Source organism: Promicromonospora sp. NPDC023805 (assembly GCF_040639635.1).
GTDB lineage: Bacteria > Actinomycetota > Actinomycetes > Actinomycetales > Cellulomonadaceae > Promicromonospora.
Genome location: NZ_JBFAAH010000014.1, coordinates 1 through 20,722, shown reverse-complemented (window position 1 = coordinate 20,722; position 20,722 = coordinate 1). Strand labels below are relative to the sequence as shown.

At 69.5% G+C, this 20,722-nt stretch carries 28 protein-coding genes; 22 read left to right on the top strand and 6 right to left on the bottom strand.

Features of this window, described 5'->3' with window-relative positions:
• Positions 1 to 66 precede the first annotated feature (66 nt).
• The 17 genes from AB0F70_RS14925 (at position 67) to AB0F70_RS14845 (ending at position 12,118) form a co-directional block, all read left to right on the top strand.
• Positions 67 to 489 carry a hypothetical protein gene (locus AB0F70_RS14925; RefSeq protein ID WP_357449274.1) on the top strand — a complete coding sequence of 141 codons (423 nt, stop codon included), beginning with the start codon at positions 67 to 69 and terminating at the stop codon, positions 487 to 489.
• Between the two features lie 3 nt (positions 490 to 492).
• A complete protein-coding gene (locus AB0F70_RS14920; RefSeq protein WP_357449272.1) occupies positions 493 to 957 on the top strand; it encodes a hypothetical protein in 465 nt (154 codons plus the stop codon).
• A 2-nt stretch (positions 958 to 959) separates the two neighbouring features.
• Entirely contained in the window at positions 960 to 1,379 is a 420-nt protein-coding gene (locus AB0F70_RS14915; RefSeq protein WP_357449270.1) for a hypothetical protein, read from the top strand.
• Between the two features lie 39 nt (positions 1,380 to 1,418).
• Positions 1,419 to 2,477, top strand: coding sequence for a hypothetical protein (locus AB0F70_RS14910; RefSeq protein WP_357449268.1), 1,059 nt, complete (start codon positions 1,419 to 1,421; stop codon positions 2,475 to 2,477).
• Positions 2,478 to 2,813, top strand: coding sequence for a hypothetical protein (locus tag AB0F70_RS14905; protein WP_357449266.1), 336 nt, complete (start codon positions 2,478 to 2,480; stop codon positions 2,811 to 2,813).
• Positions 2,810 to 3,247, top strand: coding sequence for a hypothetical protein (locus AB0F70_RS14900; protein WP_357449264.1), 438 nt, complete (start codon positions 2,810 to 2,812; stop codon positions 3,245 to 3,247). Before AB0F70_RS14905 ends, AB0F70_RS14900 begins: the two co-directional genes overlap by 4 nt.
• A gap of 9 nt (positions 3,248 to 3,256) precedes the next feature.
• Positions 3,257 to 3,601 carry a hypothetical protein gene (locus AB0F70_RS14895; RefSeq protein ID WP_357449262.1) on the top strand — a complete coding sequence of 115 codons (345 nt, stop codon included), beginning with the start codon at positions 3,257 to 3,259 and terminating at the stop codon, positions 3,599 to 3,601.
• 7 nt (positions 3,602 to 3,608) lie between these two features.
• Positions 3,609 to 4,037: a phage tail tube protein gene (locus AB0F70_RS14890; RefSeq protein WP_357449260.1), complete on the top strand. Its 429-nt coding sequence runs from the start codon at positions 3,609 to 3,611 to the stop codon at positions 4,035 to 4,037.
• 40 nt (positions 4,038 to 4,077) lie between these two features.
• Positions 4,078 to 4,488 carry a hypothetical protein gene (locus AB0F70_RS14885; RefSeq protein ID WP_357449258.1) on the top strand — a complete coding sequence of 137 codons (411 nt, stop codon included), beginning with the start codon at positions 4,078 to 4,080 and terminating at the stop codon, positions 4,486 to 4,488.
• A gap of 53 nt (positions 4,489 to 4,541) precedes the next feature.
• Positions 4,542 to 4,799, top strand: a complete 258-nt coding sequence (locus tag AB0F70_RS14880; protein ID WP_357449256.1) for a hypothetical protein — start codon at positions 4,542 to 4,544, stop codon at positions 4,797 to 4,799.
• Between the two features lie 3 nt (positions 4,800 to 4,802).
• Complete coding sequence (locus tag AB0F70_RS14875) at positions 4,803 to 6,359, top strand: hypothetical protein (RefSeq protein ID WP_357449254.1); 1,557 nt, start codon at positions 4,803 to 4,805, stop codon at positions 6,357 to 6,359.
• Entirely contained in the window at positions 6,356 to 9,763 is a 3,408-nt protein-coding gene (locus AB0F70_RS14870) for a hypothetical protein (RefSeq protein ID WP_357449252.1), read from the top strand. Before AB0F70_RS14875 ends, AB0F70_RS14870 begins: the two co-directional genes overlap by 4 nt.
• Positions 9,764 to 9,773: 10 nt before the next feature.
• Positions 9,774 to 10,274 (top strand): hypothetical protein, encoded by a 501-nt coding sequence (locus AB0F70_RS14865; RefSeq protein WP_357449251.1) that lies wholly within the window; start codon positions 9,774 to 9,776, stop codon positions 10,272 to 10,274.
• Positions 10,271 to 10,636, top strand: coding sequence for a hypothetical protein (locus AB0F70_RS14860; protein WP_357449249.1), 366 nt, complete (start codon positions 10,271 to 10,273; stop codon positions 10,634 to 10,636). The genes AB0F70_RS14865 and AB0F70_RS14860 overlap by 4 nt, the downstream gene beginning before the upstream one ends.
• Before the next feature lie 51 nt (positions 10,637 to 10,687).
• Positions 10,688 to 11,365, top strand: coding sequence for a hypothetical protein (locus tag AB0F70_RS14855; RefSeq protein WP_357449247.1), 678 nt, complete (start codon positions 10,688 to 10,690; stop codon positions 11,363 to 11,365).
• 73 nt (positions 11,366 to 11,438) lie between these two features.
• Positions 11,439 to 11,855, top strand: a complete 417-nt coding sequence (locus tag AB0F70_RS14850; protein ID WP_357449245.1) for a hypothetical protein — start codon at positions 11,439 to 11,441, stop codon at positions 11,853 to 11,855.
• Positions 11,855 to 12,118: a hypothetical protein gene (locus AB0F70_RS14845; protein ID WP_357449243.1), complete on the top strand. Its 264-nt coding sequence runs from the start codon at positions 11,855 to 11,857 to the stop codon at positions 12,116 to 12,118. The genes AB0F70_RS14850 and AB0F70_RS14845 overlap by 1 nt, the downstream gene beginning before the upstream one ends.
• A gap of 406 nt (positions 12,119 to 12,524) precedes the next feature.
• Here the strand turns inward: AB0F70_RS14845 and AB0F70_RS14840 are convergent, their stop codons facing one another.
• The 6 genes from AB0F70_RS14840 to AB0F70_RS14815 are packed head-to-tail and all read right to left on the bottom strand — an operon-like array spanning position 12,525 to position 15,525.
• Positions 12,525 to 13,388: a tyrosine-type recombinase/integrase gene (locus tag AB0F70_RS14840; protein WP_357449241.1), complete on the bottom strand. Its 864-nt coding sequence runs from the start codon at positions 13,386 to 13,388 to the stop codon at positions 12,525 to 12,527.
• A gap of 32 nt (positions 13,389 to 13,420) precedes the next feature.
• Entirely contained in the window at positions 13,421 to 13,831 is a 411-nt protein-coding gene (locus AB0F70_RS14835) for a hypothetical protein (RefSeq protein ID WP_357449239.1), read from the bottom strand.
• Positions 13,828 to 14,037 (bottom strand): hypothetical protein, encoded by a 210-nt coding sequence (locus tag AB0F70_RS14830; protein WP_357449237.1) that lies wholly within the window; start codon positions 14,035 to 14,037, stop codon positions 13,828 to 13,830. Before AB0F70_RS14830 ends, AB0F70_RS14835 begins: the two co-directional genes overlap by 4 nt.
• Positions 14,034 to 14,807 carry a hypothetical protein gene (locus tag AB0F70_RS14825; RefSeq protein ID WP_357449235.1) on the bottom strand — a complete coding sequence of 258 codons (774 nt, stop codon included), beginning with the start codon at positions 14,805 to 14,807 and terminating at the stop codon, positions 14,034 to 14,036. Before AB0F70_RS14825 ends, AB0F70_RS14830 begins: the two co-directional genes overlap by 4 nt.
• On the bottom strand, positions 14,804 to 15,268 hold the full coding sequence (locus AB0F70_RS14820; protein ID WP_357449233.1) for a hypothetical protein: 465 nt from the start codon (positions 15,266 to 15,268) through the stop codon (positions 14,804 to 14,806). Before AB0F70_RS14820 ends, AB0F70_RS14825 begins: the two co-directional genes overlap by 4 nt.
• On the bottom strand, positions 15,265 to 15,525 hold the full coding sequence (locus AB0F70_RS14815; protein WP_357449231.1) for a hypothetical protein: 261 nt from the start codon (positions 15,523 to 15,525) through the stop codon (positions 15,265 to 15,267). The genes AB0F70_RS14820 and AB0F70_RS14815 overlap by 4 nt, the downstream gene beginning before the upstream one ends.
• A gap of 248 nt (positions 15,526 to 15,773) precedes the next feature.
• On the opposite strand from AB0F70_RS14815, the gene AB0F70_RS14810 reads away from it, so the two are divergent.
• The 5 genes from AB0F70_RS14810 (at position 15,774) to AB0F70_RS14790 (ending at position 20,169) form a co-directional block, all read left to right on the top strand.
• The gene (locus AB0F70_RS14810; RefSeq protein WP_357449229.1) at positions 15,774 to 16,424 is read left to right on the top strand and encodes a PAS and ANTAR domain-containing protein; all 651 of its coding nucleotides are present in this window, start codon (positions 15,774 to 15,776) and stop codon (positions 16,422 to 16,424) included.
• A 291-nt stretch (positions 16,425 to 16,715) separates the two neighbouring features.
• The gene (locus tag AB0F70_RS14805; RefSeq protein WP_357449227.1) at positions 16,716 to 17,510 is read left to right on the top strand and encodes an IclR family transcriptional regulator C-terminal domain-containing protein; all 795 of its coding nucleotides are present in this window, start codon (positions 16,716 to 16,718) and stop codon (positions 17,508 to 17,510) included.
• 72 nt (positions 17,511 to 17,582) lie between these two features.
• Positions 17,583 to 18,776: a thiolase family protein gene (locus AB0F70_RS14800; RefSeq protein WP_357449225.1), complete on the top strand. Its 1,194-nt coding sequence runs from the start codon at positions 17,583 to 17,585 to the stop codon at positions 18,774 to 18,776.
• On the top strand, positions 18,773 to 19,486 hold the full coding sequence (locus AB0F70_RS14795; protein ID WP_357449223.1) for a 3-oxoacid CoA-transferase subunit A: 714 nt from the start codon (positions 18,773 to 18,775) through the stop codon (positions 19,484 to 19,486). Before AB0F70_RS14800 ends, AB0F70_RS14795 begins: the two co-directional genes overlap by 4 nt.
• 11 nt (positions 19,487 to 19,497) lie before the next feature.
• Positions 19,498 to 20,169 (top strand): 3-oxoacid CoA-transferase subunit B, encoded by a 672-nt coding sequence (locus AB0F70_RS14790; protein ID WP_357449565.1) that lies wholly within the window; start codon positions 19,498 to 19,500, stop codon positions 20,167 to 20,169.
• Positions 20,170 to 20,722: the final 553 nt, after the last annotated feature.

The following is a 20,722-nucleotide window of genomic DNA, read 5'->3' as shown; positions in this document are numbered from 1 at the left end:
CAGTAACGCCCCGGCCCGGGCCAGTTCCGCAACCGGCATTCACACCCCGAGAAGGAAGGCACCACGATGGAAGCCCTTGGGCGGCTCTTCAACATCATCCCGACCGCCGACGCGGTCGAGGTCAACATGCGTGACTGCTCGGCCATCACGTTCCTGTGCGTCGGCGGCAACGCCGAGACATTCACACTCGCGCAGGCCACCGACGCCGCCGGCTCCGGCGCCGTGACCCTGTCGACCATCACTCGTTACTACGCCAACTCGGCGGCCGCCGGCGCTACCACCTGGTCGCTCGTGGAGATCGCCGCCGGCGGCGTGGTCACCACCACCACGGCGCTCCCGGTCGCAGTGATCCACGTGTCGGGCACCGAGCTGTCGGACGGGTTCGACTACCTGCGGGTCTCGTCCAGCTCGACGGGCACGGTCGTGGCCATCACCCACGACCTCGACGTCCAGCGGAGCCCCGTCAACCTGCCTGCACTGGGGGTCTGACACATGTCGACCATCATCCAGGGCACGCAGCTGCGCGAGATCGCGCTCGGCAAGTACCTGCAGGGCAAGACCAGCACGCTCGCCGGCGCCGCGGTGCACCAGATCTTCACCGTGGCCGGCGGCGAGGTGCTCATCACGGCGCTGTGGGGCAAGGTGACAACAGCCCTCGCCGGGGCGAACACCATCAACCTGCAGACCGACCCGACGACCGGCGACACCGTCGTCATCGCGACGGCCACCGACCTCGGCACCACGGACACGGCCGCCGGAACGACTATCGGCGTGACCGCGAACACCCTCGTGCCCGCGACGAACCTCGTCAAGGGCGGTCTCCCGCTCGGACCCATCATGGTCACGACCGGCGAGATCGAGTCCGACGTTGTCGGCGCCGGCGCCGACGGCGTCATCCAGTGGTTCTGCACGTGGGTGCCGCTCACCGCCGGCGCCACCGTGGTGGCGGCGGCCTGACCATGGCGAAGATCAGCCGCGTCGGCGGGTTCACGGACGCGACAGCCCGCGGGTTCGTGTCACCCGCCGACGCGCTGCGGGCGCGCGGCAAGCTCGGCCCGTACGACATCGAGTTCGAGCTGGTCGACCCGGACGACGTCGACAGCGTCACCGGCGCGCTGACCGGCGAGCCCGGCACCACGCCCGCCGGCGGCCACGCCGTCGACGACGACGTCGCCACGGCCAGGGTCGAGCCGGAGGAGGAGGAGTCGTGGCCTGGGAGCAGCTCCGAGACATCGCCCGAGAAGCCGCCGACGAACGACGAGCCGAGCAAGCCCAGCCCCCGCAGGCCTGCCCGTTCGGGGGGACGCCCCTCCGCGAGCACGAAGGCGTCCGGTACTGCCCCGACGGGGACTACGAGTGGCCCCGAGACGGCCGCCTGATCTGACCGAACCGCACGACCTACCAGGAGGTGGGAGGCCATGGCACTGAAGGACCGGCAGGGCATGGCCTACGCCTCCCGCCAGGACGTCAAGCGGGCGCTCGACATCGTCGAGACGGCCCGCGCCGACGACCAGATCGACCGTGCGCTGGCCTCGGCCAGCGACACGGTCGAGGCCCTGCTCCTGCGCCGGTTCTACCCCGAGATCGACACCCGGTACTTCGACTGGCCGGACCGGTCCGGGTCGCGACCGTGGCGGCTGTGGCTCGGCCACGACGAGCTGATCTCGGCCACCACGCTCACGAGCGGCGGGACGGTCATCACCGCGGCCGACTTCTTCCTCGAGCCCAGCGACGGCCCGCCGTTCAACCGTATCGAGATCGACCTGTCGTCCTCGGCGTCGTTCTCCGCCGGCAACACCCACCAGCGTGCCATCGAGGTCGCCGGCGTGTTCGGGTACTCCGCGGACACCGAGCCGGCGGGCACCATCACGACGGCCATCGACGGCTCGACCACGACCGTCGACATCTCGGACGGCACTGCCCTGGTCGGCGTCGGGGACCTGCTCGTGCTCGAGGACGAGCGCGTCACCGTCACCGAGAAGGGGTTCCTCGACTCCACCAAGACGCTCACGGACGCCGTCGCCGTCGGGTCGGCCGCGATGATCACCGTGTCGGACGGCTCGGCGTTCGTCCCGGGCGAGGTCCTCCTGGTCGACGCCGAGCGGATGCTCGTCATCGACGTCAACAGCAACACCCTCGCCGTGAAACGCGCCTGGGACGGGTCCACGCTGGCCGCTCACGCCTCCGCGGCGCCCGTGCGGGTACAGCGCCGCCTGACGGTCCGCCGCGGCGTCCTGGGGACCACAGCGGCATCCCACTCCACCGTCGCGATCGCGAAGCACGTAGTGCCGCCCATGGTGCGCAACCTGGCCGTCGCCGAGGCCATGGCCGCGCTGCTCCAGGAGCGCACCGGCTACGCCCGGGTCATCGGCGCCGGCGAGGGCGAGTCCGAGGTTCGTGGTGTCGGCCTGGCCGACCTGCGCGACCAGGCGACCCGCGCCTACGGCCGCGGCCGCGTGAGAGTGAGGGCCGTGTAGATGGCGCGCAAGAGGATCAAGCTCGAGGGGATCTCCGGCCTGCAGGACGAGCTGCGTGAGATCTCCGCCGACCTGGTGAGCGAAGCCGGCGTGGCAGAGGAGATCATCGCCGAGGAGCTGGCCACCCGCATCGCGGCCGACACACCCATCGACACCGGGGATCTTGTGTCCACCGTCAAGGCCGTTGGCACCCAGGTGCACGTCGGCGGACGTAAGGCTCCGCACGCGCAGATCGTGGAGTCCATCACGCCGTTCATCCAGCCGAACGTCGACGCGATGCGAGAGGAAGCCCCGCGGATCGCTCGTGAGCTCCTGGCCAAGGAGCTCCGCCGATGACGACCATCGACCCGGCCGGCGCCGTGCAGGTCGGCCTGCGAGACCTGTTCCAGTCCGACCCGGAGATCCAGCAGTACATCAGCGGGGTCCTGGACGAGGTCCCGGACGTGGCAGCGCGGCAGTACCCGTTCATCGTGATCCCCGACCTGACCTCGGTCCCGGACGGTACGCACGACGACCCGGGCCGCAAGGTCACGGCCCGCATCCAGACCCTGGCGCGCGGCGACGTCGACGTGCAGGAGGCCCGGCTGGACAACCTGATCGGCGCGCGGATCGTCGCGCTCCTGGACCACGGGCACAAGACCCTCGACCCGTTCGTGAAGGGCGCCACCATCTGGATGGTCCGTCACGTCGAGTCGCGGAAGATGCCCGACGCCGACCGGACCGTCCGCCGCCGGCTGGACCGCGTAGACATCTTCACCTCACAGATCTAGGAGCCCGACATGGCCGCACTAGCAACCATCGAAATCGCCACCGTGGCAGGTCGGCCCGACCTGGACACCGACCTCGTCGCGGCGGCGTCCGGCGGCGACACCGCCGAGGTCGGCGACGGGTACTTCCTGCTCGTGAAGAACGGTCACGCCTCGGCTTCGCGCACCATCACGATCGACACCCCGGGCACCGTCGACGGGCACGCCATCGCGAACGCGACCCTCGTGGTGACGACGCTGGACTACGGGATCATCCCGCTCACGAACCTGTTCCGGGGCACCACCGGCCGGGCAACCATCACCTACAGCGACGCGGCGGCGAACATCACCATCGCCGTCTACAAGATCGGGAAGTGAGGTCATCGTGGCCGGTATCGATGCCTTTGGCACCCAGTTCAAGCGCGACTCGACGGGCGGCGGCGTCTACGTCGCCATCGCCAACGTGTCCGACCTCTCGGGGCCGTCGCGCTCGCGTGACGCCATCGAGGTCACGGCGCACGACAGCCCCAACCAGTACCGCGAGTTCGTCAAGGGCCTCAAGGACGGCGGCGAGGTCACCCTCACGCTGAACTACGACCCGGCGAACAACACGCACAAGGCCCTGGACGCGGACTTCGAGGAGGACGCGCTGCGTGGCTACCAGATCGTCGTGCTTCCCGGCGAATCGGACGAGCACACCTGGACGATCAACGGGCTGATCACGAACCTCAGCGACGCGTTCCCGATCGACGACCGCATGGAGCGCGAGGTGACCCTGAAGATCTCGGGGAAGCCGACCCTCGCCGCGACGTAGATCAGCCCCGCCGTCATCCAGCGATCAGAAGGGAACCAGGTTGAGCAGCCTCAAGGACACCATCCTCAACGCCCCGGACCTGCAGTGGCAGGACGTCCCGGTCGAGGAGTGGGGCGTGACCGTGCGCGTCTACAGCTTCACCGACGAGCAGGTCGGGGCGTGGCGCGCCAAGACGCAGGCGCTGCGCATGAAGCAACGCCGCGGCGACCCCGACGTCGACATCGAGGTGGAGATGAAGCACCGCCGCGCCGAGCTCCTCGTCCACTGCCTGCGCGACCCGGCGGACGGTTCGCGGATCTTCGCGGACGGCGACGCCCCGAAGCTGGCGAAGAAGCACGCCGGCGTCATGCAGGCGCTGGACGACCTCGCGATCGAGCTGTCCGGCCTCGACAAGACCTACAAGGAGCAGGTCAAGGACGCTGAGGCGGATTTCTCGCCCGGCCAGAGCTGAGGATTCAGTACGACCTGGCCGTCGCTTTCCACATGACACCCGGGGAGGTTCTGGTGAGGTTCACCGACGCCGAGATGATCGGCATGGTGGCTTACCAGAATCTCTACGGGCCGGTTACCCCGCAGCGGCTGGACATGGTGGCCGCGAGGCTCGGAATGGATATTGCCGCACCACACATGAAGAAGGGCAAACGCCCGAAGCTGAAAGACCACCTGATCTTGTGGAGCCGCAAGGTAAAGCAAAAGACAGGCCGGGAACTGCTGGGAATGCTGAAAGGCATTCAGGCCGAGTACGACCGTCAGGAGAGGTGAGCCATGGCCGACGACATCACCTTCAAGGTCGGCATGGATGTGGGCGACGCCACCACCGGCCTGACGAAGCTCGACAAGCCGCTGTCCAAGCTGGACAACGACACGAAGAACCTCGACTCCTCGACCAGCAAGCTCGACGCGTCGTTCGGCAAGATGACGTCCGGGGCGGTCTTCCTCACCTCAGGGCTGGATGGCCTGCAGGGCGGCATCGACGCCGTGCGCGACTTCTCCAGCCGCGCCGAGATCCAGAACGACAAGCTGGCCCGGTCGCAGCAGGCCGTCGATCAGGCGTCCGTCGACCTCGAGCAGGCGTCCATCGACCTCAAGCAGGCCATCATCGACGTCGACCAGGCGGAACGCGACCTCGCGCAGTCGGGGATCGACGTGGAGCAGGCGCAGCTCGACCAGAAGTTCGCCGCGCAGGACCTCGCCGACGCCATTGCGGAGTACGGCGCTGGATCCCTCGAAGCCCAGCAGGCGCAGATCGATATGAAGCAGTCGACGGAGGACCTGTCGCAAGCGGAGCAGGACGCGAAGCAGGCCGCCCTCGACCAGACCCAGGCCCTGACGGACCAGGGGCAGGCTGCTGTGGATGCGTCGGTAGCGCAGACGGACCTGAACGAGGCGAACCGGGCGAACTTCGTACCGACCGGGTTCGAGGCGTTCCTGGCGACCCTGGCGCAGTTCGCGCCGATCGTCATGCTCATCGTCGGTGTCATCCAGCTGTGGAGCGTCGCGCAGGGCGCCCTGAACCTGACGATGTTCGCGTCGCCGATCACGTGGATCGTGCTCGCCATCATCGCGCTGATCGCGGTCATCGTCCTGCTCGTCATGAACTGGGACAGGGTCACGGCGGCGATCAGCGCCGCGTGGGACTGGCTGAAGAACCAGGCCATGGCCATCTGGAACAGCATCGTCCGATTCATCACCGATGTGGTTCAGAAAGTGGTCGACTTCGCGAAGCGGGCCTGGGCTGCTTTCGTGGCCAATATCCGTTCCGTGATGATCACCATCGCCGTGTTCATCTTCTCCCGGTGGAACGCGATCAGGGCGTTCTTCACCAGCGTCCTCGCGGCCATCGGCTCAACATTCACACGCACCGTGAACGGCGTGAAGAGCCTGTGGAACGGGTTCATCGGGTTCATCCAGGGCGCCGTCGGCCGGATCGGGTCTTTCCTGTCCGGTATCTGGGGCGGCATCACCGGTGGGCTGAGATCTGCACTAAATGGCGCGATCGGGCTGATCAACGGCGCGATCGGCGGAATCAACGCGCTCATCTCCGGCGCCAACCGGGTCCCAGGCGTCTCGATCCCGTCGATCCCGAACATCCCGTTCCTCGCCGACGGCGGCATCGTGACCGACGCCACGCTCGCCGTGATCGGCGAGTCCGGGCCCGAGGCCGTCATACCGCTGAACCGCGGCGGCGGCCCGGACTTCGGCGGCGGCGCACAGGAGCTGTACATCCACCTCGACGGTGACGAGGACCTCGTCCGCCTGTTCCGGCGAGCGATCGCGGAGCGGGGCGGCGACGTCCAGGCCGTGCTTGGGATCGCAGCATGACCGCCTACATCACCGAGCTCCTGGTCGACGGGCAGTGGCAGAACGTCACCCCCGACGTGCGGGACTCCGATCCGATCGTCCTGGAGCGCGGCCGGCGCGACTGGGCGACGGACACCGACCCGTCCACGTGCTCCCTGCGGCTGAACAACGGCCCGAGCAAGGTCGCGGCGGGCGTCCAGGGCCGATACTCGCCCCTGAACCCCCGCAGTGACCTGTTCGGCAAGATCGGCCGCAACACACCCATCCGTGTCCGCGAGGATGCCCCTCGGGACGCCTTCATGGTGCTGCCCGGCTTCGAGTCGTCGTACGTCACCACCCCGGACGTCGCGGCGCTCGACGTCACCGGCGATCTCGAGCTCCGACTGGACTTCCACCCCCCGACGTGGCGACCGGACGAGGATTTCGGCCTGGCCCGCAAGTACGACTTGGTCGCCAACCAGCGGTCATGGGTGCTTCTGCTGGACACCACGGGCATCCCGTACTTCCGGTGGTCGCCGGACGGCACGATCGCGAACGCGATCACGGTGTTCGCCACCGCAGCTATCCCCTCCGACAGCGGCCGGGTGGCCCTCAAGATCACGCTCGACGTGAACAACGGCGCGGCGGGCAGCGACGTTCAGTTCCTCACGGCGCCCTCTATCGACGGCACCTACACGCAGCTCGGGACCACGGTCACCACAGCCGGCGTCACCTCGGTGCACTCAGGTACCGCGCCGCTGGAAATCGGGCGTGTGAACGACCCGGAGGGCACGGGCATCCTCTCGAGCCCGCTCCAGGGCACTGTGTACGCCTTCTCGTTCCGCAGCGGCATCGCCGGCGCGGAGGTCGCCAACCCCGACTTCACCGTGCACGAGCCGGACACCCGGACGGTCACGGACGACGCGGGCCGCACCTGGACCCTTCACGCCAGCGCCGCGCTGGTGGACCTGAGCATCCGCTTCACGGGCGAAGCGAAGTCATGGCCCCCGGAATGGGACCTGTCCGGCGCGGACCGGTGGGTGAAGCTGACCGCCGCGGGCATCACCAGGCGCCTCCAGCGGGGCAAGAAGCCCCTGAAGTCATCCCTGTTCCGTGACCTGTCCATCAAGGACGACGTCGTCGCGTACTGGCCCCTGGAAGACGTGAAGGGCGCCACCCGGTTCAACGCTGGGAGACCCGACGACAGCTCGTTCCTGATCGCGCAGCAACCGGCCGCGGTGACCCTGGCAGCCGATGAAGAGACATTCTTCGCCTCCGCGCCGCTGCCGACCGTAGGAGCTGCGAGCATCGCCGGCACGGTCCCGAACTACACGAGCGCCGCGGACCAGCGATTCGTCTTCCTGATCTCGATCCCCGTCGACGTGACCTGGGCGACAGAGAAGACCATCGCCCGGATCTACACCACCGGCACGATCAAACGGTGGGACATCAACAAGACCAGCGCGGACAGCACCCGAGTCCAGGCATTCGACGCCGACGGCGTCCAGGTCGAGAACCAGGTGGTCGCACTGAACATGTTCGGCCTGCCCTGCGCGTTCTCGCTATGGCTCCAGCAGGACGGCGCGAACGTCGACTGGCAGATTGCGATCTTCCCGCTCGGCGGCACCACAGCGCTTGCGTTCGGGGCCACCATCGCGGGGAGAACCTACCGTCGGATCTCTCGAGTGGTCCTCGGGACGGTCGACGACATGGAGGCCACCACGTACGGGCACGCGTTCATCCTGAACGGCGACGTGCAGTCGATCTGGGACACCATCCGCAACTCGATGGTCGGGTGGACCGGGGAGACAGGCCTGTCCCGCCTGGTGCGCCTTGCGAACGACGACGGGCTGCCCGCCGTGCGGTCGATCGGCGCGAATAATGCCGAGACCATGGGTCCGCAGCTGATCAAGGCGCAGATGGAGCTGTTCCGGGAGGTCCCCGCGGCTGACCTGGGCATCCTCACGGACCGGCCGGACGCGATCGGCTTGCAGTACCGCTCCCGGACCGACCTGTACTCGCAGGATCCCGCGCTGGTGCTCGACTACTCCAGCGGCATCATCGCTGAACCGTTCCGGCCCGTAGAGGACGACCAGAACATCGTCAACGAGGTCACCGTGGAGCGTGTGCGCGGCGCGGCGTTCACGGCTGCGGACACCACAGGGCCGCTGTCCTCGCTGGACCCTCCGGACGGTGTCGGCCGGTACGACATCTCTCAGGAGATCAACATCGACACGGACGAGCGGCTGGAGGACCAGGCGTTCTGGCGGCTGCATCTCGGCACGATCGACGAGCCGCGGTTCCCCGAGGTGACGCTGAACCTGCGCAACGCCCGCGCCGCCGAGCTGGAGGACGCCATCCTCTCCGTCACGGAGGGCGACATCATCCGGATCACGAACCCTCCTCAGTGGCTGCCGGGTGGGCCGTACGACCTGCTCGTGGAGGGCATCCGGGAGGAGAAGAGCGCGGTCACGCACCTGATCACGTTCGCGGCCTCCCCCGGGTCAGCGTGGTCGGCGTTCATGCTCGACAGCGCGGAGCTCGGCAGGCTCGATACCGGTGGCTCGTCGACGAGCGGCGCGCTGACCGCCACGCAGACGGTGTTCAACGTAGCCACGGCTGCGGGCTCCCAGGTATGGCTGCGGCAGGCCATCGGCCTGGTCCTCCCAGGCGTCATCGGTTCCTACGCCTCGACGCCGGACAACGCCGCCCTGGACATCACGGGTGACATCGAGATCCGCGTGGAGGTGCGGCGCGACTCGTGGTCCGAAATCGCCGCTGAGGAGACCCTGGTAGCGAAGTGGGGCCTCACGGGCAACCAGCGGTCGTACTGGTTCACCTTGCTCGCTGATGGCATCCTGCGGTTCCGCTGGTCCACGACAGGTGCCAACACCCTGACCGAGGACTCCTCGGTACCCGTGCCGCTGCTGACGGGCGAGTGGATCGCGCTGAAAGTGACGCGCAGCGCGGCCACGGGGAACGTGACGTTCTCCTTCGCCGCCTCCATCGACGCCACGTACACGCAGCTCGGCGCGGTGCAGGCGAGCACCCCGTCGGCGATCTTCGCCAGCACGGCCGTTCTGGCGGCTGGCCAGCGGCTGCTCACGAACGCCATGCCGTGGGAGGGCACCATCCACAAGGCACGGGTCTACAACGGCATCGCCGGGACCGTCGTCGCGAACCCGGACTTCACCGCGCAGCCGATCGGCGCGGGGTCGTTCACGGACAGCGCGGGCCGCGTGTGGACCGTCGTCGGGGACGCCCGGATACAGCCGGCGGACCCGTTCGACATCCTCGTCGCCGGAGAGGTCATGCAGGTGCGCTCGATCACGGGCACCACCTCACCGCAGGAGTTCACCGTGAAGCGCGCCGTGAACGGCGTGGCGAAACCTCACACCACGGGATCCGCTGTCGTCCTGGCCAAGCCCTTCCGACTCTCACTGTAAGGAGCAGAAAATGCCACTCCAGTACCTCGCGGGGCAACGGCTGACTGCTGACGCCCTCCAGCGGGCCGTACCCGACCGGGTGAGACAGAACAGCGACCAGTCGGTGACGTCATCCATCACACCTGTCGCTTCGAGCATCGCCATCACCGTTGACGGTCTCCTGAAGATCGACCTGGAGCTCCGATTCACGCCTGGTGGGGGCGGCATCAGATGGGACTGGCTAGATGCTGGTTCGGTTACCTTCATTCACCGCGCGGTAGGCGCGGCCGGCAGCGCTGCCACAGGAAACCCGTCCGACGTCTCCTCCATGCACTGGCGGGCAATGCCTGACTTCGCTACTGACGTCAGCATCAATCAGTTCAACAACTTCACCACGCATCGGGGCACGGAAACCCTCGTCGTGGACGGCTCGGGGACGCTGACGTTGCGCTTCGCGCAGGACGCCTCGAACGCGGTCGCCACAACTCTTTCCGCAGAGTCCTATGCGCTCATCACGAGACTCGGATCATGAGCCCTGTGACTGCCGTGGACACCGCGGTGTCCACCGTCATGTTCCCCGACGTCGCCGCCGTGTCCTCCTGGCCCGCGGTCGCGGCCTACGCCCTCGGCCTGCTCGCGCTCCTGGTCGGCCAGTGGCGCCAGCACCGCGTCACCAAGAACGTCCAGCACCAGGTGACCAACGACGGCGGCGAGACCCTGAAAGACGCCGTCGACCGCACCGAACAGGGGCAGGACGACCTGCGGAAGATGCTCGCCGAGCACATCGACGCCGAGCCCACGCGCCGGTGGCGCGCCCGTCGCGACGCCGCCAGCTTCGCAGCCATAGCCGCGCTGCTGTCCGTGGCCGTGACCCTCGCCAGGACACGGAGATAGCAGGCCTCGGCCCCGTGACGATCACCAACCGCACCCCCGAAAGGGCATCTGATGGCGCTCTCGAAGCAGGTCACCCCCACCAGCTCACTCAACCGGTTCATGGCCTGGGCGAAGGCCGCCGGCTACCACGTCGGGGAGCACCCGGCCTACGGCGGCGTCACCGCCGCCGTGCACACCGCCGGCTCATGGCACCTCGACGGCCTGGCCGCCGACATCAACAAGAACGGTCCGCGCGAGCGCGTCGACCTCATCCACGCGATGACCGTCGCCCGCTCGTTCGGCCTGGCCGTGATCTTCGCTCGCGACGGCGTCGTCGGCGTCGCCCGCAACCACCAGGGCCACCTCCACGTCGACGTCGGCGAGTGGTCCAACTACGGCGCCGGCAACGTCCGCTCGACCCGCGGCGACGCCAAGGTGTGGGCCCTGCAGGGCGCCGTCCACCTGGACGGCGCCGACCGCGACAACCTCTACGGCCCGAACACCGACAAGCGCCTCTACGCGCTCGCAGCGTCGTCCGCGCATGGTGGCGGACGCCACCCGTACGGCGCCCAGTTCACGCAGGACGTCGTAGGGGCACGCCAGGACGGCAAGTGGGGGGGCGCGTCCCGTTCAGCCCACGACGACGCCGTCCAGGACGCGCAGCGCGCCCTGGGCGTCCGCGACGACGGCGTGTGGGGCCCGGCCACCGACAAGGCCTGGCGGCTCGTGAGGAAGGCCTACGGCCGCTGACACGGCGAGATCTCCCCGCCTCCGGCCCCGGGCGCGCACTGCGCCAGGGACCTCAACCGAAAGGACCACCACAATGGCCAACCTGAACCCCCAGTTCCGCGCGGCGCTCGCGGAGATCGCCGAGATCATTCCGCGCAAGGTGCGCACTGTCGTCTACGCGGCCGCCGTGGGCATCGCGCTGCTCGCGTTCGCCACGCAGCGTGTCGTGGCGGTCTGGTGGCCCGAGCTCGACGCCCGCGTCGACGCCACGGCGGCCGACGTCGTGGCCGCGGCGCTGTTCATCGTCGGTGTCCTGGGCTTCGCGTACCGGCCGACGCGTACCGACCAGCCACGGCCTCCCGCCGAGCTCGACGTCCTGGACGCCGCGCACGTCCAGGAAGCGCAAGCCAGGACGATCGCCACCCTCGTCGGCGCCGGCTGGCCCCGGGACGCGGCAGCCGCCGCGGTCACCGAGGACGGGACGCTGATGGACGCCCGCCGGGACGCGTGATGGGGCACCTCTCCGACGTCGAGGACGTCCTGCGGTTCTTCGAGTTCGAGCACCTGCGCCCCGGCGAGCTGCGCGACACGTCGCGGATGTTCCACGCCCTGGCGCACGAGCTCGCCGGCCGCCTGCCCGCGGCTCCTCAGACCGTGGTCGCCCTGCACAAGCTGCTCGAGTCGAAGGACGCCGCGGTCCGGGCTTCGCTCGCCCTGGTGGCCGATCCTGCCCGCTACGCCGTGCTGGACCCGCGTCCCGCCGAGCCGGCGTAGGCAGGACGCGTGTACGTGCGATCCCCCGTAGGACGGCGCCGTCCCGGACGTCCTTCCCGCGTCCACCCGTGAGCGTCCGGGTGCGGCATCCGGTCCGAGACGAGTGCCGGGACAGGACGGCGTCCCGTCCAGCCCGGGACGCCGAGTGTCCTGGCGTCCGCTGTCCGGTCCTGGGCCCAGGACGCCCGTCCTGGACGTCCCGCGGGGCCGGGATCGGGCAGGACGGAAACGGGACAGGCCCCGGACGCCGTCCTGAGACGGTGTCCGGGGCCTGTCCTCCTGGATCCTGGTCGTGCTGCTGAGCGGCCGCTGGTGATGGTCGGTTAGACCCCGATCCTGGACGTCGGTCCGGGGACAGGAAAGCCCGTCCGGGACGTCGTGTGGACGTCCCGGACGGGCTGACCTGCTATCTCCCGCCGGGTGCCCGGGCGTTCGCCTTGATGGCCTGCGCGACGCGCTGTCCCGCGACGGCGTCCACGATCGTCCGCAGACGCTCGTCCGGGATCAGGACGTAGATCTGGGTCGTGGTGGGGGAGGCGTGTCCTAGGAGCTGCTGGATGCCCAGGAGATCGTTGGACAGCGCGTACGCCACGGACCCGAATCGATGCCGCAGCCCGTGGATGCTCATCCCGTCCGGCAGGAGCCGGCTGATCCGCACCCCGACCCATTGCGGCGACACGTGTCCCTGGATGCTTCCCGGAAAGGCGAACCCGCCCTGGCACTTCGTCCGGATGTCCCATGCCAGACCCGGCGGGATCGGTACCTGGCGCTCCTTGCCGCCCTTCCCGTGGACGGTGAGGCTCCACCCGCCGGACGTCTCGTGGACGTCCCGGGCGTGGACCTGGGCGACCTCGGCACGGCGTAGACCGGCCTCGGCTGCGAGGCGCAGCATGAGCCGCGCGGCCGGCGGCGCGTGGAACAACGCCGTCTCGTACACACGTTCGGGCGTCGGGTGCGGCGCCGGCACCGACGGCCGTGGGGCCGGGAGGACCGCCGTCGGGTCGTCGACGGCTCGCCCGTCGACGATGCCCCAGCGCCAGAAGCCTCTGAGGCTGGCTCGGACGCCGCGGCGTGTCTCGCGGGCCCACTCGTGGGAACCGAGCCAAGCCACCAGGTCGCTAGTCGTGAGTGACCAGGGGTCGTCGGCCTTGGTGTCACGCGCGAGCCATCGGATGTGCTCGACTCGCGTCGCGATCGTGCTGGATGCCCGCCCGAGGGCGCGCAGCCACAATGTCCAGTCCGTCGTATGCGTTTCCCATCGCTGTGTCATGAAAACGTCATACGTTGCAAACGGCCCGGTACTCACTTAAACGCCCGAATCGTTATTTCACCCTCTGAAACGGGCACTCCCCCGGCTGTCTCACCAGCGCAGACGCCGCGACGCCCTGTAAAGGGTGCGTTGACGCACATCCGGTACGCGGCCTCCGTCGCCGTCGCGAGCGCTGCCACGACGCTCGCCAGGAGCGCGGCGACCGCGCGCAGGAGCGGCCGCGTCTCGGACGTGGTCACGACCCACCGGGACGCCTCGCCGCGCTGGATGTGGTGGGCGGTGTGCTGGCCCATGTCGCGGCCCAGGACGGCGCCGACGGCGTCGGTGGGCCGCACGATCGTGTGCCCGCACCCGGAGCAGATCCGGCGGGTCACGCCGGGACCGCCGTCTCGTCCGCGTGGACGCCGTGCTCTGACGAGGACGCCACGCTCGAGCGCGCTCATGCCGGCACCTCCACGCGCGCGAGCTCGTCGGGGCTGAACGTGACTGCCCCGCCCGGGTGACCGTCGACACGCACATGGACAGGGAAGATCCCGGGCCCGGCCGTCGTGAGCACGACGCCCGTCTCGCCCAAGAGCGGGTGAGGCGCGCCGTTGGGCAGCTTCTCGGCGACGACGCGCACGACGTCGCGCCGCTCGAGCGCGCTCATGCCGCCACCGCCTGGGGGAGGACCTGCACGACGGCGCTGAACGGGCACAGCAGGACGTCAGGGGCGTCGTCGTACCGGACGGAGTAGCCGACGTCCTCGCGGCCCAGGACGGTCGCCTGGGCCCCGATGCCGCGCACGACCAGCTTGTCGCCGACAGCGGCCGGCGAGTACCGGGTGAGCTGCCCGGGCCAGTACCGCCACGTCTCGCCGTGGACGCGGACCGTCACGCCGGACACGACGTCGACGTGCTCGACGACGCCGGGCCCCCTGCTCGGGGTCAGGACGTCGTCGCCGACCTGGACATCCTCGATTCCGGATTCCGGAATCGGGACACGCTCGACGTCCTCAGCCCACACGACGTGGCGCTCGCCGTCGATCGTTGCCCACAGGAGGTTGCCGGAGACGTCGTCGATGGTGCACTCGGTCCCGACTGGCAGGCGACCGGTCCTGCTCACGCCCCGCACGACGTCGCCGGCGGCGATCCCGTGCGCTGCCGCCTCGGCCGCGTTCCTCGCGTGGCGCTCCCGGGACTTGCGTGCGGCCAGCCGGTCGCGCGAGTCGGCGACGAGCTGGTACGCGGTCGCGTAGCGGCGAGCCTCCGGCATGTCACCGCGCAGCACCGCCCGCGCAGCACGGCACGCCAGGCTGTCCGCCGTGGCGTCCAGCAGCTCGAACGCCTTCCGGTCCTCGCGGCGTCCCCGCTCGACGAGGAGCCAGGTGGTCGCGTACGTGCGGGCGTCCCGCTCCACGGGGCTCTGGCGGGCGCTCATGCCGCCACCGCCGTGCCCTCGTCGACGAGCTCGATGTCACGGGAGTGCACCAGGTACTTCTGGCCGTCGTCGGCGTGGCTCCAGAGGTAGCGGTGCCGGATGCCGCCGTCCAGGGTCACGACCGTGCCGATCGGCGCCGCCTGGGCGCTGTAGCCGTGGCGCACGACCCGCACGCGGACGCCGGACGTGAGCCCGGCCCGTGCGAGCTCCCGCGCGGTCGCGCGCTGCTCCCGCGCGATCAGCCTGGTCAGCGACTCGTCCAGGAGCTCGACCGCGCGGGCCAGGCGTCGGGCCTGCGGGATGTCGTCGCGCTGGACGGCCCAGGTGGTGCGGGTCTCCAGGCTCTTCACTGCCTCCATGAACGCGTCGTGCACCGTCGCGGCCCGCTTGCGCGAGGTGGCGAGCGCCGACGCGGCGAGCGAGCGCGCGCCGCTCTCGATCGGACTCCGGCGGGCGCTCACGCTGCCAGCTCCCATGCCGCGACCGCCGTCGGTGCGCCGTCGACGCGCTCCCACCAGTTGGAGTCGTAGCAGCGGCACTCGTGGCAGGCGATGCACTGGTCGCACTCGTCGCACTCCGTGACGCGGTTGTGGTCGACGCCGCACCCGAGGGTGAACGCATCGCCGTCGACCAGGTCGTCGTACTGCTCGTGGCACCCGCAGTCGCACGTGAGCTCGCCGCCGCAGCCGAGCTCGCGGCACTCGAAGCAGCTCGTCATGGCGATCGCCGCGAGGCCCTCCAGGAGGACCTGTAGAGGCGACAGATCAGAAGGTTGGGGGTTCGAATCCCTTCGGGCGCACAGCAGGAACGAGGCCCCGGCCAGCGGAGACGCTGACCGGGGCCTCGTCGTTCCAGCGGTAGGGCACTAATTTTCTCCTCGGGTTCCGGTGAGGGTGGATTAGCCGCTACGCTCGGAGTGAGTCAGGCCGCGGCTCATCGGCGCACCATGCGCAAAAGGATGCATAGATGACCGCTGAGCCTTTGGAGATCGAGCGTGCTCTCACGCTCGGGCTGAACCACGTAGTAGGGCGCTACCGCTACGACCTGGCCACGCAAGTGTGGTGGTGGTCGGACGAGACGTTCCAGATCCACGGCTTCGAGCCCGGTGAGGTGGTCGTGACCACGGCTCTCATCCTCGCCCACAAGCACCCCAACGACCGTGCCCGTGTGTCACGTGTTCTGGCGAATGCCGCGGTGACGGGCAAGCCGTTCAGCAGCGTCCACCGCATCATGGATGCCCGGGGGCGCGAGCGGACGCTGACTGTCGTCGGACAGGGCAGCCGTGACCCTGACACGCGCCAGGTCGGCGCACTCGTCGGCTACTTCGTTGATGTGACCGCTGCGGTCAAGGCGCATGCGAACGAGGTTGCGAACGAGTCGATCCGCGCGTCAGCGGCAACGCGGGCGTCCATCGAGCAGGCCAAGGGCGTCATCGCCTTCGCCCTGAACGTCGACGCCGAAGAGGCGTTCGGGCGGATGCGCAGCATCTCCAACGACACGAACGTCGCCGTGCGGGACGTCGCCCGGCGGATCGTGGAGCTGGCCTGCTCCGGAGGATCGACGGAAGACGTGGTCGCTGCCCTGACACCGTCGCGGCCCTGCCCGCCCGCCCGTTAGTCGTACGCAGCCCGCATATCCCGATCGGGTCACGGTTGTGACCCAGGCCACTCGACTGTTGACCTGGCCTGCGGCTGTCGCTACGTTCACGTGCGGCACACCCGTTCGGAGAGTCGCCAGGGCGGACGTCGGAGCTCAACGATGCGTTCCGGCGTCGGCCCTGGGAAGTTCCGGGCGGGCGTGCTGCCCAGGTGACGCACCCCCCCCCGGTCGCACGTGTGCGAGCTGGAGCGGCCGGAGACCCGGCCGAGGATGCGAAGCGGACGTGCGCGCTGGCAGGGAGGACCTCGGATGAGGGAGATCGTGCACGACGCCGGCACCAGGTCGGGCGAGTTCGTGCAGTCGCTGGAGCGCGGCCTGGCTGTGATCCGTGCGTTCGGCGCGGACCGTGCCCGGATGACCTTGAGCGAGGTCGCCCGCGAGGCCGAGCTGAGCCGGGCGTCCGCGCGGCGCTTCCTCCACACCCTGGTCGAGCTCGGGTACGTGGTGACCGACGGGCGGGTGTTCGCGCTGCGCCCCCAGGTGCTCGAGCTGGGGTACGCGTACCTGTCCAGCCTGTCGCTGCCGGAGGTGGCGCAGCCCCACCTGGAGCAGCTGGCGGAGGACGTCGGGGAGTCGTCGTCGGTGGCGGTGCTCGACGGCTCCGACATCGTGTACGTGGCCCGCGTGGCAACCCACCGCATCATGTCCGCGGCGATCCAGATCGGTACGAGGTTCCCGGCGGTCGCGACCTCGATGGGGCGCGCGGTATTGGCGCACGTGCCGGACGGCGAACGTGAGGCCCTCCTGGCCGCCGTCACCCTCGCGCCGCTCACCCCGCGCACGATCACGGACAAGGGAGTGCTGCGTGCCGAGCTGGCCACCGTCCGGGAGCAGGGCTGGGCGCTCGTCGACCAGGAGCTCGAGGAGGGCCTGCGCTCCGTCGCCGCACCCCTGCGGGACGGGACGGGCCGGGTGGTCGCCGCCGTCAACGTCTCCGCACCTGTCCGTCGCGGGCCGGTCGAGCAGATGGCCACCGAGATACTCCCGGCGCTGCTGCGCGCGGCCCGCGAGATCGAGGCGGATCTGGCCCGTACCCGGAGCTGAGCCCGACTGCTAGCGTGAGTGTGCGCATATGGAACTTGTGTGCGCACAGCGAACAGACAGGGGTCTGGATCGATGAGACACGCATACGTCTATGACGCGGTGCGCACTCCGTTCGGCCGTTACGGCGGGGCGCTGGCGGCGATCCGCCCGGACGATCTCGCGGCCTTCGTGGTGGGGGAGCAGACGCGCCGGGCGCCCGGCTTGGATCCGGCCCGGATCGACGACGTCATCCTGGGCAACGCGAACGGCGCCGGCGAGGAGAACCGGAACGTGGCGCGCATGGCGGTCCTGCTCGCCGGGCTACCCCTGACGGTTCCCGGGGCCACCGTGAACCGGCTGTGCGGCTCGTCGCTCGAGGCAGTCGTCCAGGCGGCCCGCGCGGTGGAGGCGGGCGACGCCGACGTGGTCGTTGCCGGCGGGGTCGAGTCGATGAGCCGCGCGCCCTGGGTGATGCGCAAGCCCGAGCGTGCCTATCCGGCGGGCAACGATGAGCTCGTCTCGACCACGCTGGGCTGGCGGCTGGTCAACGCGCGGATGCGGCCCGAATGGACCGTGTCCCTCGGCGAGGCCACCGAACGCCTGCGGGAGAAGTACGACGTCACGCGAGAGCGCCAGGACGAGTTCGCCCTGCGCAGCCACCGGCTGGCGCACGAGGCCTGGGAGGCCGGCCGGTACGACGACCTCGTCACCGCGTACCCCGATACCGGTCTGCTGCGGGACGAACCCGTCCGCCCGGGCGGCACCTTGGAGCAGCTGGCCGCCCTGAAGCCGTCGTTCCGCGCGGAGGGCGGCACCATCACCGCGGGGAACGCCTCGCCGCTGACGGACGGCGCCAGCTCCGCACTGATCGGCTCGGAGTCGGCGGCCGACCGCACCGGCCTGGAACCGCTCGCCCGTATCGCTGGCCGTGCGTCGGTCGCCAACGAGCCGCAGTACTTCGGGTATGCCCCTGTGGAAGCCGTCGACCGCGCGCTGTCGAAGAGCGGTATCGCATGGGCCGATGTCGGCGCCGTCGAGCTCAACGAGGCGTTCGCCGCTCAGTCGCTCGCCTGCGTCGATGCCTGGGGCGTGGACCTAGACATCGTCAACGCATGGGGCGGCGCGACGGCGCTCGGCCATCCGCTCGGTGCCTCGGGCACCCGGATCCTGGGGACGCTCGCGCGTCGGCTCGTCGCGGAGGACCAGCGGTGGGGCGTCGCGGCGATCTGTATCGGCGTGGGACAGGGCATGGCAGTGGTGCTGGAGAACGTCCGGGCCTCCGCATGACCGTCCAGCTCGCGCGGACCGCCCTGGAAGCAGTGGGCGACGTCGCCGATGGTTCGACGGTGATGATCGGTGGGTTCGGGCCCGCCGGTCAGCCGGTCGAGCTCATCGAGGCGCTCCTGGCGCAGGGCGCCGGCGATCTCGTCGTCGTCTCAAACAACGCCGGCAACGGGGAGGACGCCCTGGCTCGCCTCATCCACCTGGGCCGCGTCCGCCGGATCGTGTGCTCGTTCCCCCGGCAGGTGGACTCGTGGCACTTCGACGAGGCCTATCGTGCCGGCCGGGTCGAGCTCGAGCTGGTCCCGCAGGGCAATCTCGCCGAGCGGATCCGCTCGGCCGGCGCCGGCCTGGGTGGCTTCTTCACCCCGACCGGCTTCGGGACCCCGCTGGCAGAGGGTAAGGAGACGCGCGTGGTCGACGGCGTCCCGATGGTCTTCGAGTCACCGATCCACGCTGACCTCGCCCTGGTCAAGGCATTCCGGGCCGACGGCGCGGGCAACCTCGTCTACCGCAAGACGGCCAGGAACTTCGGGCCGGTCATGGCCACCGCCGCGCGACGGACGGTGGCGCAGGTGACGGAGGTGGTTCCGGTCGGATCGATCGACCCGGAGACGGTGGTGACCCCCGGCATCTATGTCGACGCCGTGGTGGAGATCGACGGCGCGACCACACTCGCGGGCGCGCAGCCCGCAGAACGAGGAGCCGCATCGTGAGCGCGGAGACGATGACGGCGGGCTCGCGCGGCACGGCACCGCTGTCCACGGCGCAGCTCGCGGCGCGCGTGGCCGCGGACATCCGGCCCGGCTCGTACGTGAATCTGGGGATCGGCCTGCCCACGCTGGTGGCCGACCATCTGCCGGCCGACTCCGGCATCACCCTGCACACGGAGAACGGGCTGCTCGGCATGGGACCGTCGCCGCGGGCGGACCTCGTGGACCCGGAGCTGATCAATGCGGGCAAGGTCCCCGTCACCGAGCTGGCCGGTGCCGCGTACTTCCACCAGGCGGACTCGTTCGCCATGATGCGCGGCGGACACATCGACGTCTGTGTACTGGGCGCCTTCCAGGTGTCGACGTCGGGCGACCTGGCGAACTGGTCGACAGGCAGTCCCGGGGCCGTACCCGCAGTGGGCGGGGCGATGGACCTTGCCGTGGGCGCCAAGCGGAGCGTCGTCATGATGAAGCTGCTGACCAAGGACGGCCGGCCCAAGCTCGTGCGCGAGTGCACGCTCCCACTCACGGGTGTCGGCTGCGTGTCGCGGATCTACAGCGCCGTCGCGGTGATCGACGTCGGGCCCGCACTCGACGGCGAGGCACGCCTCGTCGAAGCCTTCGGGGTCTCGCACGGGCAGCTCGAGGAGATGCTGGGGCTGGGACTGGCTTCCAGTCAGGGCTAGTACCGGCACCGGTACGACGGCCGCTCGGCACCATGACGAAATCTGAATGAAAGATTACGTTTACATGGCCGACGAGGTGAGTTCTTGGTCTGGTCACGGCCAATCTGCCGCTCCAGGGCGCGGCTGAGGCCGTCCTGCATGGCTGCGGACCCCTCGGACCTGAGGTGCTCTTGGAAAAACAGCCGGTGAACAGCGCTTCTGTGTCCGCCGTCACCGGCCTCGGCTTTGACGCACCCCAGGACCTGACGTACTGTTCTGGATGTCAGCCCGACGGGCCGACGGACACGGGGCCGGAAACGGCCCGGGTGGCCGCGCCGGGGCTGGATCCCAACTCTGATGCAGGGCAGTTCAAATTGCCTTGCGGGATATCGGATGTGGATCCTCTCTTGTAGAGCATGCGGGTCCAACAGGATCAGCGAGTTTGCGAGGCGGATCAGAGTCTGGTAAGTTAGAGAAGTTGCCCCGGACAGGGAAGCGATCGGAAAGATTGCAGCTCTGACGGTGTGCGTCGGTTGTTTGAGAACTCAACAGTGTGCTTGATAGTCAATGCCAA

Coding starts and splice junctions, on each gene's coding strand:
- AB0F70_RS14925 (WP_357449274.1), top strand. CDS start 67: ATGGAAGCCCTTGGGCGGCTCTTCAACATCATCCCGACCGCCGACGCG.
- AB0F70_RS14920 (WP_357449272.1), top strand. CDS start 493: ATGTCGACCATCATCCAGGGCACGCAGCTGCGCGAGATCGCGCTCGGC.
- AB0F70_RS14915 (WP_357449270.1), top strand. CDS start 960: ATGGCGAAGATCAGCCGCGTCGGCGGGTTCACGGACGCGACAGCCCGC.
- AB0F70_RS14910 (WP_357449268.1), top strand. CDS start 1,419: ATGGCACTGAAGGACCGGCAGGGCATGGCCTACGCCTCCCGCCAGGAC.
- AB0F70_RS14905 (WP_357449266.1), top strand. CDS start 2,478: ATGGCGCGCAAGAGGATCAAGCTCGAGGGGATCTCCGGCCTGCAGGAC.
- AB0F70_RS14900 (WP_357449264.1), top strand. CDS start 2,810: ATGACGACCATCGACCCGGCCGGCGCCGTGCAGGTCGGCCTGCGAGAC.
- AB0F70_RS14895 (WP_357449262.1), top strand. CDS start 3,257: ATGGCCGCACTAGCAACCATCGAAATCGCCACCGTGGCAGGTCGGCCC.
- AB0F70_RS14875 (WP_357449254.1), top strand. CDS start 4,803: ATGGCCGACGACATCACCTTCAAGGTCGGCATGGATGTGGGCGACGCC.
- AB0F70_RS14870 (WP_357449252.1), top strand. CDS start 6,356: ATGACCGCCTACATCACCGAGCTCCTGGTCGACGGGCAGTGGCAGAAC.
- AB0F70_RS14865 (WP_357449251.1), top strand. CDS start 9,774: ATGCCACTCCAGTACCTCGCGGGGCAACGGCTGACTGCTGACGCCCTC.
- AB0F70_RS14860 (WP_357449249.1), top strand. CDS start 10,271: ATGAGCCCTGTGACTGCCGTGGACACCGCGGTGTCCACCGTCATGTTC.
- AB0F70_RS14855 (WP_357449247.1), top strand. CDS start 10,688: ATGGCGCTCTCGAAGCAGGTCACCCCCACCAGCTCACTCAACCGGTTC.
- AB0F70_RS14850 (WP_357449245.1), top strand. CDS start 11,439: ATGGCCAACCTGAACCCCCAGTTCCGCGCGGCGCTCGCGGAGATCGCC.
- AB0F70_RS14845 (WP_357449243.1), top strand. CDS start 11,855: ATGGGGCACCTCTCCGACGTCGAGGACGTCCTGCGGTTCTTCGAGTTC.
- AB0F70_RS14840 (WP_357449241.1), bottom strand. CDS start 13,388: ATGACACAGCGATGGGAAACGCATACGACGGACTGGACATTGTGGCTG.
- AB0F70_RS14835 (WP_357449239.1), bottom strand. CDS start 13,831: ATGAGCGCGCTCGAGCGTGGCGTCCTCGTCAGAGCACGGCGTCCACGC.
- AB0F70_RS14830 (WP_357449237.1), bottom strand. CDS start 14,037: ATGAGCGCGCTCGAGCGGCGCGACGTCGTGCGCGTCGTCGCCGAGAAG.
- AB0F70_RS14825 (WP_357449235.1), bottom strand. CDS start 14,807: ATGAGCGCCCGCCAGAGCCCCGTGGAGCGGGACGCCCGCACGTACGCG.
- AB0F70_RS14815 (WP_357449231.1), bottom strand. CDS start 15,525: ATGACGAGCTGCTTCGAGTGCCGCGAGCTCGGCTGCGGCGGCGAGCTC.
- AB0F70_RS14810 (WP_357449229.1), top strand. CDS start 15,774: ATGACCGCTGAGCCTTTGGAGATCGAGCGTGCTCTCACGCTCGGGCTG.
- AB0F70_RS14805 (WP_357449227.1), top strand. CDS start 16,716: ATGAGGGAGATCGTGCACGACGCCGGCACCAGGTCGGGCGAGTTCGTG.
- AB0F70_RS14800 (WP_357449225.1), top strand. CDS start 17,583: ATGAGACACGCATACGTCTATGACGCGGTGCGCACTCCGTTCGGCCGT.
- AB0F70_RS14795 (WP_357449223.1), top strand. CDS start 18,773: ATGACCGTCCAGCTCGCGCGGACCGCCCTGGAAGCAGTGGGCGACGTC.
- AB0F70_RS14790 (WP_357449565.1), top strand. CDS start 19,498: ATGACGGCGGGCTCGCGCGGCACGGCACCGCTGTCCACGGCGCAGCTC.